This window comes from Polaribacter cellanae, from assembly GCF_017569185.1.
Taxonomy (GTDB): Bacteria; Bacteroidota; Bacteroidia; order Flavobacteriales; family Flavobacteriaceae; genus Polaribacter; species Polaribacter cellanae.
In genome coordinates, this window is sequence record NZ_CP071869.1 from 2,400,636 (window position 1) to 2,416,130 (window position 15,495).

10 protein-coding genes are annotated in these 15,495 nt (G+C 29.5%); 2 read left to right on the forward strand and 8 right to left on the reverse strand.

From position 1 onward, the window contains the following. Positions 1 to 24 precede the first annotated feature (24 nt). Positions 25 to 600 (forward strand): helix-turn-helix domain-containing protein, encoded by a 576-nt coding sequence (locus J3359_RS10820; protein ID WP_208076880.1) that lies wholly within the window; start codon positions 25 to 27, stop codon positions 598 to 600. Between the two features lie 559 nt (positions 601 to 1,159). Here J3359_RS10820 and J3359_RS10825 read toward each other — a convergent pair. From J3359_RS10825 to J3359_RS10840, 4 genes are all read right to left on the reverse strand, one after another. Continuing rightward, complete coding sequence (locus tag J3359_RS10825) at positions 1,160 to 1,828, reverse strand: phosphonatase-like hydrolase (protein WP_208076881.1); 669 nt, start codon at positions 1,826 to 1,828, stop codon at positions 1,160 to 1,162. 5 nt (positions 1,829 to 1,833) lie between these two features. Further along, entirely contained in the window at positions 1,834 to 2,991 is a 1,158-nt protein-coding gene (locus J3359_RS10830) for a TIGR03364 family FAD-dependent oxidoreductase (RefSeq protein ID WP_208076882.1), read from the reverse strand. Further along, positions 2,981 to 4,243, reverse strand: coding sequence for a DUF5690 family protein (locus J3359_RS10835; protein ID WP_208076883.1), 1,263 nt, complete (start codon positions 4,241 to 4,243; stop codon positions 2,981 to 2,983). Before J3359_RS10835 ends, J3359_RS10830 begins: the two co-directional genes overlap by 11 nt. Before the next feature lie 86 nt (positions 4,244 to 4,329). After that, on the reverse strand, positions 4,330 to 7,179 hold the full coding sequence (locus tag J3359_RS10840; RefSeq protein ID WP_208076884.1) for a TonB-dependent receptor: 2,850 nt from the start codon (positions 7,177 to 7,179) through the stop codon (positions 4,330 to 4,332). 324 nt (positions 7,180 to 7,503) lie between these two features. On the opposite strand from J3359_RS10840, the gene J3359_RS10845 reads away from it, so the two are divergent. Beyond that, positions 7,504 to 7,809 carry a Sec-independent protein translocase subunit TatA/TatB gene (locus J3359_RS10845; RefSeq protein ID WP_208076885.1) on the forward strand — a complete coding sequence of 102 codons (306 nt, stop codon included), beginning with the start codon at positions 7,504 to 7,506 and terminating at the stop codon, positions 7,807 to 7,809. A gap of 575 nt (positions 7,810 to 8,384) precedes the next feature. On the opposite strand, the gene J3359_RS10850 is transcribed toward J3359_RS10845, so the two are convergent. From J3359_RS10850 to J3359_RS10865, 4 genes are read right to left on the reverse strand one after another with little or no spacing between them, the layout of a single operon-like run. Then, positions 8,385 to 9,863, reverse strand: a complete 1,479-nt coding sequence (locus J3359_RS10850) for a PKD-like family lipoprotein (protein ID WP_208076886.1) — start codon at positions 9,861 to 9,863, stop codon at positions 8,385 to 8,387. A 31-nt stretch (positions 9,864 to 9,894) separates the two neighbouring features. Next, on the reverse strand, positions 9,895 to 10,668 hold the full coding sequence (locus J3359_RS10855; protein ID WP_208076887.1) for a DUF4843 domain-containing protein: 774 nt from the start codon (positions 10,666 to 10,668) through the stop codon (positions 9,895 to 9,897). A gap of 17 nt (positions 10,669 to 10,685) precedes the next feature. Further along, complete coding sequence (locus J3359_RS10860; RefSeq protein WP_208076888.1) at positions 10,686 to 12,143, reverse strand: RagB/SusD family nutrient uptake outer membrane protein; 1,458 nt, start codon at positions 12,141 to 12,143, stop codon at positions 10,686 to 10,688. A 15-nt stretch (positions 12,144 to 12,158) separates the two neighbouring features. Continuing rightward, positions 12,159 to 15,491 carry a SusC/RagA family TonB-linked outer membrane protein gene (locus J3359_RS10865; RefSeq protein WP_208076889.1) on the reverse strand — a complete coding sequence of 1,111 codons (3,333 nt, stop codon included), beginning with the start codon at positions 15,489 to 15,491 and terminating at the stop codon, positions 12,159 to 12,161. Positions 15,492 to 15,495 lie beyond the last annotated feature (4 nt).

Genomic DNA, 15,495 nt, shown 5'->3' on the forward strand with positions numbered 1-15,495 from the left:
CGTAAGCAGTAAACAAAACAAGGTATGAATAACTTTTTAATTGGTATTGGAAAGCGAATTAAATCCATTAGAAATAAACAAAAAATTACCATTAGCACTTTGGCAACTTCTGCTGGGGTTAGTAATGGACTTATTTCCAGAATCGAAAACGGAAGAACCATTCCTTCTCTTCCTGTTTTGTTAGAGTTAATTAGCGCCTTAGAAATTGATGCAAGTACGTTTTTTGAAGGCGTAGAAAACACAGCTGGAGCCACCTATATTTTAATTAAAAAAGACGAACAACAGTTTTTAGAAAAAGAAACAGATGCACAGGGTTTTACCTATTATCATATTTTTGGAAAAAACCTAAATACTATTGGTTTTGAAGCTGTTGTATTAACAATTGCACCAAATTCTCACAGAGAAAAAGTAACTACAGATGCCTGGGAATTAAAATATATCTTAAACGGAAGTTGTACTTATATTATAAATAACGAAGAAGTAACTGTTAACGAAGGAGATGCTCTTTATTTTAATGGAAGATTGCCTCACGTTCCTATAAATAATAACACAAAATCTTGTACGATGTTAGTACTTTATTTTTATTCTGAAAATCAATAAAATTCATAATAAATTTACAACGAAAGCAATCCGTTTTTTAGGTTTTTCTATACAAAATACACTTCTTCTTTTGTAATGATTAAACTTGTTTTTAGATTTAGAGTATTGCCTTGAATTAGTTTGAATGAAATGTCGTTTTTTTTAGTAAAATATTATTAAACGTAAGTTCGACACACTACTAATTTATTAATTATCAACTGCTTAGGTGTTTTTCTTAAAAATATATATATCATTTCGATGACGCAGCAAAAGGAATCTTACAAATTGTAGTTATAAATTATGAGATTTCTCCCATTCTCGAAATGAACAAAGTATAAAGTACTTTTTATCAATAAATTAAAATATAGTCATCTATTATTTCTTAAATCGAACTCACGTTATTAATTGATATGCTTTTTCGGAATCTCTTTTTCTTTTTTCTTTTTATAATATCTACCGCTAAATTTAGTCCTAAAAGAGTTACATTTCTAACACAGGTAAATTCTTCTTGGAGAAAAAGAAGATTGTAATGCTTCTATTTTTAAATCTCTACTATTTTCTCCACGATTTGTACCCTTTTTTATAAAACAGTTTCTAAAGTTGCCAAAGAATCTAAAATATAAGTTGGATTTTCTTTTTCTATTTGTTCTTTGGTTTGCGCTCCCGATAAAACACCAATTGTAATACCGCAATTTGCGTTTTTACCTTCTTCAATATCAATTGCAGAATCGCCTGCTTTTAAAACAGTTTTTGGGTCTTTAAGATTAAAAAGTTGCATCGCTTTTAAAATCATATCTGAGTTTGGTCGTCCTTTTTCGACATCGTCTGCTGTAATTAAAGCATCGAAATGTTGCCCTTTTTTCCATTGCATTTTTTCCAATAAACTTGTGGCTACTTTTTTATTATAACCCGTATTTAAAACAACAATAATTCCTTTTTCTCTTAGGTTTAAAATTGTTTTTTCTGCACCATTAATTGGACTAACATCCAGCGTTTTATAGGCTTCTTCTAATAAAACTTTAAACTCTTTAAATATTGCTAAAGAACTTTTATCGACTTCGTTTAAATGCGTTAAAACATCTTTAATTGCTTGGTGTTTTTCTTTACCTGCTCCATATTCTAAAACAGTTTTTAAAGTAACAACAACACCTGCATTTTCAATGGCTTTGTGCACCATTTTATACACGACATTATTCTCGTTTACTGTGGTTCCTGCCATATCTAAAACCACCATTTTTATATTTTTCATCTATATTAATTGTTAAGTATTTTTTGTAAGTTTTCTTCGGAAAAACCAGCACTTCCTGTCATTCCCTTTCCGCCAATTCCTGTAATAATGTGAATATTTTTACCTATTGAACGCTCAAAAATATCGGTGTTTTTACATTGTGAATAAAAACCAGCCCAACGTTGCTGAATTTCATAGGTTGGTAAATCGATAATTTTTTTGGCTTCTTTTATCATAAAATTATCAATATCCATATTCAAATCGAACCCTAAATTGTCTATTTCTTTTGCAGTTGCATATTCATGAGAATCTCCCAAAATTACAGAACCATCTGTAGCTTGTTTAAAAAGAATATGGACTCCAAATTTATTCTCGAAACTTTCTGGATTTTCGTTTGCTTTAATCGTTTTCCAAGAGGCACACTCTTCAAAAGCTTCGTACCTACGAATGGTTAAACCTGCTAAAATAGAACCATTTAACTTATAGTTTTTTTGAGGTTTTGTTTGCATTATTTGTAGTTTAGATACAATTAAATCGCTTTGATTATAAATTATTGGAAATAGCGCTTTAAAATCGCTTCCATTACAAATAATTGTTTTTGTGGCGCTGTATTTTTTTCCTTCGGATGTAATTGCCACAGTTTCTTCATTTTGTTCTTCAACATTTACTATTGTTGTGTTATAAATAATAGTTGCTTTTAAGGTTTTAATCATAAAAGAATGCAATGCATGAATCATTTTCGTTGGCTCTACAGTTACCTCTTCTGGAAAAAATAAACCCGCTTTGCAATAACTACTTTTTAAACCATTATATTTCTCTAAACATTGCTGTTTTGTTAGTATTCTAGAGCTATAGTTATTGTTTTTGTTAATTTGATGAAGTTCTTCTATCAACTGAACTTCTTCATCATTAGAAGCGATATAAATCGTTCCATTTTGCCTGATAGAAATATCGAATTCTTGTTGAATGGATTTATAAATTTCCAAACTTTTTCGTCCGTAATTTTGCCATTTTTGATTCATTCCAGATGGTACTACTTGTCCGAAATTACGAACAGTCGCACCTTGTGGTTTGCTGTTTTTTTCTAAAATTGCAACAGAAAATCCTTTTTTTAAGGCGTGAAAAGCGTGAAACGTTCCAAGAACGCCTCCCCCGACAATTATTAAATCGTATTTATTGTTCATAAATTGAAAAATTGGTTTGTACTTTTTTGTGGTATTTTTTTCGAAAAAAAGAGTAACAATAAATGGTTATTAGCAAACCTATAAACCCTAAAAAATATAAAATATTGGTAAAGAATGTAAGCCAAGAAATATCTTTTTGTCCGAAATTTTTATATAATAAAATTAAAATGCTTCCTAAGTAACCAAAAGCATCTGCAATGTAAATTAGAAATCCTACGTTTCCATTTATTTTATATGTGGCTATCATTCTATCAAAAAAAATTCCGTTGAAAGGAACATAGCAACTGTACAATCCAAGTCCAGAAATAATCATCCACGTTAGTGGAGAAATTACTTCAATTTTATAAAAATAAGTACTAATTAATATAGATAAACAGCCTGTTAGCAATACGTAATGGTAGTATAAGAATGCTTTGTAATTTTTTGTGATACTACCAATAATTCCCAAAACAACCAATACCAAAATTGCAATTGGTATTTCTGAAATGCTATAAATTGAAGCATCTCTATATCCAAGAGCATCCCAAATTTCTCTGGCAAAATTGTCTCTAAAATCTCTTACAGATGTTAAAATCATGTAAAAAACAATAATACAAATTAATGGAATTGCAAATTTTTTAAATAATGCTTTTCGTTCTTTTGAATTTAGTGTATTTCGTTCGTTTTTTAAAAGTTTATCTTCTGCAGAGGGTGCAGGAATTTTCTCTAATAACCAAGCAAAAAACACTAAAGGAAGCACAAAAATTGCGCCAGTGGCAAAAGGCATCCAAAACTGACTGATATTAAAATCGTCTAGCACAATTTTTCCGATAGATTTTACTGCGCCAGAAGAAACAATAAAGCTGGAAGAAAGTATAACACCTAATAATTCAGAAGTTTTTCTACCTTCGAGATACGAAAAAACGATGCCCCAAATCATCCCTAAAGGCAAACCATTTAAGAATAAAAATACAATATTATAAGGTGCAGGTACTACTGCAAAACCGAGCAGTGCTAGTTCTGCAAAAAGAATAAAACCGACTAAAAAGAAAATTCTTTTGTTCGATTTCATTTCTGCAATTACCTTAATTCCAATAAATTTAGAGAGTGTATATCCAACAACTTGGGCAATAATTAATAAAATTTTATAATCGACACCCCAAAAAGCAAGGTCTTGAAAAGTAGCAACCGTAAACGGTTTTCTAAACGCATACATACAAAAATACGTTCCGAATGCCGCTAAAGATGCTTGTATTATAAACCTTAAATTCATGTTGGTTTTGTTAGGTTGATAAAAGCCAGCAAACTCTCCATATAAAAATCGAGAGTTTTGCCAACATTTAACAAAGTTAAAATTTATTATAAACTATATTTTATTCCAATATTTCCTTTAATTCCATAGAACTCTACTTGTTTTGGTCGATCTTCTGTTTTGCCATAATGATAAATTAAAGGGTTATTTAAAATGTTATTCACATCCGTAAAAATAGTCCATTTTTTTCCAATTTGATACGATGCAGAAAAATCTAAAGTACTATATTTTCCGTAATAAACATCATCTATATCTCTTTCTCCGTAAGCAATTGCATATTTTCCTTTATGGTTAAAAGCCAATCTTGTGTTAAAACCATCTTTTTCGTAGAATAATTGCGCATTAAATAGCGCATTTGCTTGATATGCTAAAGCTACTTTTCTTCCACTTGGTTTAGAGGTTTCAGAATCCATAAAAGTGGCATTAATTTGTGTTCCGAAATATTTCCAGAAACCAGGTAAAAAATCGAAACGTTTGTTAAGACCTAATTCAATACCACCAATCCAAGCTTTATTTCCATTTACAGGTGTATTAAATTCTACACCAGTTATTCCATTATAAGTTCCTTGATAAGTATTATTAATTATTGGATCTGTAATAGATTTATAAAAAATACCAGCATTTAAAACCCCTACATTTTCGAAATAATATTCTCCTAAAAGATCTAAATTCCAAGAATATGTTGGTTTTAAGTTTGGGTTACCTCCTTTAAATTCGTTTTCTAAGGAAAAATAAGTTCCAGAAGGAGAAATGTCTCCAAAGTTTGGTCTTGAGAAACTTCTAGTTGCTGCAAAGCGAATATTCATATCTTCTAAAGGCGAATATTTAATATGCAACATTGGTAGAATTGCCCAATAATTGTTTGTTTTCATGGATTTGATAAGCGTTCTATTATCGTTTACATAACCACCTACTTTTGTGTTGGTTTTCGTGGCTCTTAAACCTCCTAAAACTGTCCATTGTTCAGACGCTTTTAAGGTTCCCATTCCGTAGAAAGACAAATGAGTTTCATCTACATTAAAGTTTCTTCCTAAACCAGTGTTAAATTGTTTTGCTGCGGAATCGTCTGGTAAAACAGTTAAATTCGCCCTGTTTTTATTCCAGAAATTTGTCATTCCGTCTGTAGATAAAACTGGTCCAAAAGTATTTTGTATATTAGCACCCAATTCTTTTAAATAATTTGCTCTTCCTGGCTGCTCTGTAATAAATTTAGATTCATCCGATAAAAATGGTGTTGTACCTGCTCCAGACCAACCGTAAAATAAATCTTCGAACGTTGCTCGCCTATCTTTATCTCTGTATTTTGTACCAACTTTTAGCTTAAAATTATCGTTTACATTTAATTCGTAATTTAAAGAAGCTACAATATTATCTCTTTCTCTAATTGAAATTTTATACAATTCTAAGTCAGCAAATTTCATTTTTGTTGCATCCATTTTAAAAGATGGGTCGCTATAAAAACCGAATAAAGCGTCTGTATCGTTATAATCTAACTTACCACCATCTACTTTCCAATAAGCTCTATCGTCTCCTGCTCCGCCATTTGCTTTTGGTCTATTATCTAAATAATCGGGTTTGATGCCTACACCATCTTGCTTGTATTTTACTACAAAATAACTCTTGTCTTCTGCTGTTGGAATTCCTCCGTACTTAAATTCATTTGAATAAGAAGCAATGCTCCAATCTAATTTTCCGTTGTTAAAATTGTGTTTTCCACCAATTTCACTTCCAAACATTTCTGTTATAAGTTCGTTATGTATATTTTGAAGTTCTACTCTTGCTGTGCTTGTATTTGCATTAAATTTATCGAAACGAACTCTGTGTTTATAATGTTTTTCAGTATCTAACAGGGTTCCATACATTCCTCTAAAATACATTTTGGTCGCAGGTGTAAAGTTGTATTCCATCGCTCCATTAATTCCTTTTGTAACTCTTTCTCCATTATAATCTCTCAATTCCATTCTGTAAACACCTTCGTCGCCTTTTCTTCGAGCTTCAAAATTATCTGTTCCCCAACCTCTGTTCCAGTAGGAACCGTTTAAAATGTAACCGAATTTCCCATTTTTACTTTTGTTTCCAATAGTTAAAGAAGCATTGTAAATTGGTTTTTCTGATTTTACATTGTAACCTCCACCAACATTTACACTTAAAATTTGTTTTGCAGGGGCAGTTTGTGTGATAAAATTTACTCCACCTCCAATTCCGTCTGCTTCCATATCTGGTGTATATGCCTTTGCTGCTTGTACGTAAGAAATTAATTCTGATGGGAAAAAATCGAATGCTGTTGCACGAGAAGTTGTTTCCTCTTCTGCAGTTGGTATTCTGTTTCCATTAATGGTTGTAGATGCCCAAAATGGTGGCAATCCTCTCACAGAGACAAAACGTCCTTCTCCTTGATCTCTTTCTATTGATAAACCTTGAATACGTTGTACGGTTTCTGCTGCATTTCTATCTGGTAATTTTCCAATTCCGTCTGCTGCAATTACATTTAAAATACTCATTGCTTTTTTTTGAATATTTAATGCTCTTGCTTCACTATTTCTTCTTGTAGAACCGCTAATTACAATTTCATTTAATTCTTCTGATGAAGCTTCTAAGACAATTAAACCTATATTAACGTTTTTATTTTCTACAGTTTTTACAGAAATTTCTTTCTTTTTAAAACCTATGTAAGAGATTAGGATATTTAATTTTCCTGAATCGACATTTGTTAATACGAACTTTCCATCGAAATCTGTATTTACACCTTTATTTGTATTCGAAATCATAACACTTGCTCCTGGTAAAGGATAATTTCCATCGCTTACAGTTCCTGTTATTGTTGCTTTTTGTGAAAATGCATTGCTACTTACAAGTAAAACAAAAAATGTACTTACTAATAGTTTAAAATTATTCATTTGTTGGTTTGTTTACAATTATTAAATTTTACAACACAAATAAATAGTTCTTTTTACTATTTGTAAATATTTAAATATTAAGAAAGTTTTACGAAAACAGAAATAAAATGTTAGTTTAAGGTTAACAATGTTATCTAAAATGGAAGAAAAATCTAAATTCCTTTAAAATAAAGGTTTTATTTTTTATTATTGATTAACAAAAAATTTACAAATAGTAAAATTAATAAAATGTTTGCTATAAATTTTAACTTTTTTTTGTACTAAGAAGTATTAAACAATTGTTAGTTTATTCAATTTATTAAAATATCTCATTATCTTTGTAATATGAATACAGTATTCTTATTTATTAGCGGTCCTGAAATTATGGTTATTATGTTAATCGTAGTAATGGTTTTTGGTGCGGATAAAATTCCTGAAATTGCTAGAGGATTGGGGAAAGGAATGCGTCAAATTAAAGATGCAACCAACGATATTAAGCAAGAAATTAAAGATAGTTCGGATATCCAAAAATCGGAAACTAAATCTATTAAAAATACTGCTAACGAAGCTACTAAGGGTGTAAGTGAAGAGTTTAAAAGAGTGCAAAAAGATATAGAAGATATTACTGGCCCGATTAAAAGACAGTTTTAGTTAGAAATTTAAATGAAACTCTGCCTGTTAATTTTACACTCCAAAATACATCATTATTATTTCTTAATATGGGTTTAATAATTATTAGTAACAACCCCTGTTGTTTATCTTAATATAAAGTGCTTGTAGTTTTTCTTTGTTCATTTGCAGCCAACTTGTTTGCCATGTTTTAGGGTTATAGATTGGTATAACTACCTTTTAAATATTTCCTTGATAATTAATATTTGATGTTTGTTTTTATTAGTCATCCCCTGAAAATTTAAATTTCATATTTGTGAAGTACTAATGTTTCAGAGGATTTTTTATTTGGAAAGCATTTTTAAATTTGAAAAAAAATGAATTTCTTAAATTATTTAAAATGAGAAATTTAATTGTTTTTATTTTAGCTAAATTAGGTTTTTTTCAAAAAAACGGGGGATGGCTAAATAATTTTAGATATTTAATTTTTATTGAAAAAACTTTTAGGTTTTCTAAAAAAGGATATGGAAAAACTATCCACAAAATTATTACTTATAGAATATTTAAGGTTTGTTATTTTAAAAATCCTTGTTTATTTAATTTTTAAAAGCGAGTTTTTAACGTTCTCTGTAGGTAATACTTTTAATTTTACCAAAACCAGAATATTTGGTTTCTAGTTTTATTTGACCATTTACTGGTGGCACTTTGTATAATTCCATTGTTCCTTCTGAGCCATTATAGCTACAGACAATTAATTTACTTTGCATACTTTTATAATCATCATTTAAAAAATCTTCAAAGAAATTATGAAATTTTATCAAAGAGATTTCCTCAGAACCTTTGTCTAACATTAGTTTGGTTGTTCGTAAAGAAAAATCGTATTGATATACTTTACTTCCTGCAACATAAAATAAATACCCATAATCTGGACTAACAGCATAACTTGTTGCCTTGTTAAAATCTGGTGCAATTACTTCTCCATAATAAGATTGTGAGTTGTTTTGTGAATTAAATATAGCTAAGTATTTTTTTCCGTTATTAGAGTCTTTTAAGATTGAAAAAATTTCTGCCCCATAACTTCCATTAAACTCACTTCCAACCATATATTCCAAATCTTTTCCTGTGGTAAAGTTAAATAAAGTTCCTGCAGGCATTACACTTGTCTTTCCATAATTTGTATTTACAAAACGTTTGTTTGTATTATCGTACAAAATAGAATTACCAAATAAGTATCCTTTTCCTATAAATGGAGAGGCCTCAAATACAACACCTCCAATTGTATTAATTGGTGCACTATATTTTAATTGATAAGTATCAAAGTAATAGTATATGTTACCATTTTTAGCGATATAAGCATGTCCATTATATTTTGCTACTAAATTATCTACTTCTAAATCTAATGGTTGCGAACCTACAAATTCATTAGAAATATTAAGGGCACTGTTCCAAGAAAAAGTGTTTGGCTCTATTTTAACGGTTCCATTTCCAGAAGTTGAAATATAGATTCCATAATAATCTCTTTTATATTTATACGTGTAAACAAACCCTGGTTTTCCTTTTAGTTTTAATTCAGAACTAGATAAACCAAGAACATCTATTTTTGTTTCATATTTTCCGTTGATTAATGAAACCATATCTAAACGAGAACCTCCATTAACTTCACTTAAAACTAGCCACCCTTCATAAATACTATTTACAACTTCTAAACGAAAATTATATTGAAATTCTAGTTCTGTATCTAAATCTTTTATGGTATAATAAATATTATAGTTCCCTGGTTTTAATTGAATAGGTGTTAGTAAGTCTTTTTCTGTTGATAAATCTATCAACTTAACTTCATCTCCAATGCTATTTGAATCGTACGTTTGCCACTTATAACTATAGCCAGCACTATTATTATTTTTTTTTGTGTTTACTATCCGAGGAACAATGTTAAAATTATCAAATCTAACAACCGAATACTCTTCTTTAAGTCCTTCAACCTTTACTTCGTTTATTTCTTTATAATTATAATTACCTTTATCTTCCATGCAAGAAATAACTAACACTAAGGTAAATAATACTAGGATTAATTGTGTCTTTATATATTTAAACATATTTCTTTTTTTAAATTAAACACTAAATTTTTTATGCATAAGGTCCCAAAGTCATTTCTGAACCATCTTCCTCTAAAATAGGAGTTCCTGCATTTTTTTGAGCTGCTAAATAAGCTTTCATTACTGCTAGTTGCCCTAAAAAGTTACCAAAATCTGGAAATTTATTATAATTTGGAACTGGAATTTTATTTACCTCTGCAAATAGATAAAGCTTTTTTGTTGAAAAATCGCCAATCCAACTTTTTAAAATAAACCATTTATCTGGCTCTGTTAAAATATCAGAAAAAGTTAATTCAAATTCTGTATAATTAAGTAGTCTGTTAGCGTTAGAGCTTTTTTTACTTCCCTTAAGATTGGTTTTAAAGTTTTTATTTTCTAATAATTGTAGTTTTAATGAAAATGGCTTTAGTTTCATATCTGCAGTTCTATTTAAAGTAACAGGTATGTAGCCAATTATTTCATTTGCAGGTACAATTATATTGTCTGCAATATTAAAATGAACACCTTTTTTAGCTGTTGATGTTTTTAAAATATTAATTTTTACTGTTCTATCTTTATCACTAATAAAACCCTGTACTTTTATTGGTACTTTTATTAATGAATCTGAGACTTTACTTGGTAATTTATAAGCAAAAGTTATAGATGTGCTATCTATTTTATTTGCTGCAAAGTCTTTACCATCTATTGCCCATTGAAAATAAATTACATTTTTACCACTAAAGGTAGCAATATCTTCATTTTCACAGGCGAAAAATGTTAACCCAACTAAACATGTTGCTATAATAGTTTTTATATATTTTTTCATGAAATTAAATTTTATTATTAACGAAAGTCTAATTCTGATAAAGGTAACGGAACTACATATTGATTGGCTCCCATACTTATAGTACCAGATTCTAAAGAACCATTTGGTATACTTTTAATATTTTTTCTTTTATAATAAAAGAAAAGCTGTCCTTCTCCGTAAAATTCTTTTTGATATTCTTTCTGGATCTCATCTGCTATATCAACCCCAGAAGCTAAGTTTACCAATCCACGATTTAATCTTACAGTATTTAAGTAAGTTAAGGCTATTGAAGAATTTTGCTCTGTTTCTGCAGCTATATAATACATTTCACTAATTCTTATTAATGGCTGTCTAAAACGAAAATCTTTTTTCTTATTTTCGACATCTGCAAATTTAAAAAAGGTTTTATATTGCTTATCTCCAACAGCAGGTAATGCCCAAGTAGAGTTGTAACGATAATCATTTTGGTTGTTCTCAAACACTTCAACATTTAATCTTGAATTTTGAGGTGCCAAAATTTTACTATTTTCTAAAGAACTACTAAAAAGCACTCTTTGATTATTATATAGATTATTGTTTTGAATAGCAAATAAAACTTCAGAAGAAAAAGTACGGTCTGGGTTTGCTCCTGCCGAAATTATATCTAACGGATTTGTCCAAGGAAACCATTCAGTAGCTTTATCTATTACTGTTTTAGCTGCTTTTAATGCAGCTTGGTTGTTTCCTGCATATAAATTAGCTCTTGCTTGTAATGCTTTTACTGCAAAATAATTAAGCCTTAAGTTTCTATGTCTGTAAAAATCTGTGCCTTTAAAATCTGACTCTTCATCGAATTGAGGTACGATAATTTTTCCATACTTTCTTACTGGATCGTTTTCTAACAACTTTTCAGCGATATCTAAATCATTTAAAATATTAGCGATAACTTCAGTTGCAGTAAGTAAAGGGCTTAAACTAGCCTTTGCCTCTGTGTAATAAGGTATTGCTAAATCTTTGGCATTAGTACTATAGATAGGACCATATAATCTTAACAAATCTAAATGAAGCATTGCTCTTAATCCTATTGCTTCGCCTTTTAAAATACGTTCATTTTCAGCTGAAATAACACCTTTATAAGTATCTATACTTTTAATGAAGTTATTAATATTTAATATATTGGTGTATTGGCTTGTCCATATTTTATCGAAAGTAGCTCTTACTAAATTATCTTCATAATTGTATTTTGCATAATAATGCCAAGGATGAATTTTATCTGCAACATTATATCTTTGCCCTAATACATCTAATGTACTCATTGTTAAATTACTTCCATAAGTATTATTATTGGCCATGTTAGAATAAATTCCATTTAATGCAGTTTGTATACCTGCCTCCGAGCTAAAAACATCTTCTTCTAAATATTTATCTTCAGGTTGAACATCTAAATAATTACTACATGAAATTATTAAAATGCAACCCAATATTCCTATAATATTTTTTAAGTATTTTTTCATTGTCTTCTCTTTTTATTAAAAATATGCATTAATACTAAACGAAATTGCACGTGCAAATGGGTAATCGATACCTCTTTCTGTTCTAATCGATGAAATTCGGAATATTTCATTCATATAGCCATTTAATCTTAATCTATTTAGACCAATGTGCTTTATCCATTGTTGTTCTCTAAACTCATAACCAAAGTTTATCGACTCTCCAATAATTACATTTTCTTCTTGAATAAAACGTGAAGAAATAGGTGTTGACCCAAATTGTGCTATAGATTTAAAACTTGAAATATCTCCAGGTTTTATCCATCTGTCGGTTAATGCACGTAAATCTTGATTGTTAATTCTTTGTCTCAAAGAGATATTTTCAACTTTATTAAAAAGGGCCGTATTTAATACATCTCCACCAAAACGATATCGTAAATTAACACCAAAAGTGAAGTTTTTTAGGCGTAAATTACTACTAATTACCCCTTCTAAATCTGGCCTGCTATTACCCATTACTTTTATATTTTTTGAATTATATTCATAAGTTGGAGAATCATCAGAATTTAAAAACACCTCTTTACCACTGGCAGGATCTATACCTAGAGATTCTACTGCCCATAAATCATCTGGACTATATCCATCTTTATATCTAAGTAAAGATTGACTTACTTGAGCTTTATCATTTAAAGATTTTAAAGTATTATTAAACCCTCCATAAACACTTTTTACTGCACTTGCTGTAAACCCTAAGGTCCAAACTATTTGCTCTTGTGGTTTATAAATTGGAGAAACTCTAATAATAGCTTCAACTCCTTTTGTATTCATAAAACCGGTATTAATGGGATAATTAAAAACACCTGTAGACGAAGGAAGGTCAATACGAACAACTAAAGGGTCTGTTTTCTTTTGAAATGCATTTAAAGTTGCATTAACTCTGTTATTAAATAAAACAGCATCTAAACCAATACTTGTATTTAACGTTTTTTGCCATTGCAAATTAGGGTTTGCCAATGTTAATAAATCTGTTCCTTGCCCAAAAATATTTATGTCTTTAGTAAACTCATAAATAGAAACCGATGATAAATTACCAAAACCTTGATTTCCTGTCGATCCAATATTCCCTCTTAATTTAAGCATCGATACTTTATGATTATCCATTTCGAATGCTTTGTGTAAATTTATACCTGCACCAATAGCCCAAAATGGAGAGAATTTTTTATTGGAGCCAAAAACTGTAGATCCATCTATACGATATGTGGCATCAAATAAATATGTTCTATCTAAAACATAGTTAACACTTGCTAGCATATTAATTCTTCTAAATTTACTATTTACTGAAACAGGCTTAGAGTTTGGTTGATAACCGAACGCAAAAGCAGGGTTTCCATTTGTTCCTGTAGGAAAACCAACAGCAGATACACCTAATCTATTATTGTTAGTTTCTTCTGCTTCTGCTCTTAAGTTTGCAGTTATACTATGTTTATCTTTTACAACAGTTGCATAAGATGCCATTACATTTAATCTATAACTAAATCTATCTGATTTTTGATTTGTATATTTACCTCTTTCTAGAATATCTGTACCTATAAAGTTAGTGTGTTCTGGAGGTAAAAAAGTATCTAAAATAGTGGTCTCTTTGTTAATCTGAAAATTAGACTGAATTCGAAACTTCTCACTCAACGTTAATATAGCTTGTAAATTATTGGTAATTTGCAAATTAGAACTATTGTTTTTAGTATTCAACGTTGCATTATATAATGGATTTGTAATGGTATTTCTAAAGTAGCCATCGATATCTAAGTATTTTGTAGGATTACCATTAGTATCTGTTTTTCTAAAATATGGATTTGCCGTTACAAAATTTGAAAACGATCCGTAAGGAGATTCGTTGGCATCGTAGCCATTTATGTATAGATTATTAGAAACATTTAATTTATCTTTTCGGTATCTTAAATTAAAGTTAGTTCCCCAAGTTTTACGGTTTGAGCCAATCATTACCCCATTTAAATCTTTATAGTTAAGACCAACTCCAAAAGTAATTTCCTTATTACCTCCACTAATATTTAAAGAGTGACTTGTGGTAGTTCCTACTCGCACAGGTTCATTTAACCAATACGTATTTACTCCTCGCTTAATTTCAGCTAATGTTTTATTATATTGTTTATCCAACTCAAACTGTTTTCCAATATCGTATGAAGGGGCATTCCAAAGGCCCGAAAGTTTTTCGTACTTTAGTTTTTGAGTAGAGTTCATTAAGTTATAATCAGTTAAATCTGGCATTTCAACCCTTAAATCAGAATTGTATATTACCTGTAATTTTCCTGCTACAGGTTTTATAGTTTCAACAACAATTACTCCATTTGCAGCTCTAGCACCATATAACGCTGTAGAAGAAGCATCTTTTAAAATTGTGATAGATGCAACTCTATTCATATCTAAATCGATAATTGTTCTTAATGTAGATTCAAAACCATCTAAAATAAATAGTGGTTGGTTAGGGTTTGCTCCAAATTCGTCTCTTAAATTATCTGTAGACACACTAGTTTTACCACGAACTTCGATATTTGGCAACCTGTTTGGGTTTGAGCCTAATATATTATTTTCATATATAACAAAAGAAGGGTCTATTGTTTTTAAGCTTTCAATAACATTTAAGTTACCTATTGTTTTCAATTCTTTACCTTTTACTGTAGTAATGGCTCCTGTAAAACTTTCTTTCTTTCTTTTTACAACACCTGTAATAACAATTTCATCTAATTTAGAGGCACTTTCAACTAATTTTACGTTAATCTGTGTTTTACCATCAACTTTAATTTCTTGAGATAAATATCCAATATAACTAAAAATTAAAGTTGCTTTTTTATCTGTTTCAATGGAATAATTTCCATTAAAATCTGTCATAGTACCGTTTTTGGTTCCTTTAATCATTACAGTTGCCCCTGGTAAAACATCTCCATTGGTATTTGTTACTGTTCCTTTTACAATAATATTTTTTTTAAAATTTAAAATTGTAACAGGAGTAATTAGCACAATGTTATCATTTGTTTTCTCTACTTTATAATTTATTCCTACAAGTTTTGATACAGCAGTAATTAGGTCTATTTCTTTGTAATTAGCGACAACCATACGATTAACATTAAGTTCATTATCACTATAAAAGAAATCGACTTTTGTTAGTTTTTTAAGGCTTTTTAACGCTTTTGATAATTTGACTTCTCCTAATTCTAATGTTACTTTTTGAGAATAAGAGAAAGCAGTAACACTAAAAAATAGCATACTTAGAATAAGACAACGCTTCATAATTAACAAGAGATTTTTAGTATATTTGCTAAGAAAACCACTCATTTTTATGGTTCTTTTTTTTTCCATAAAT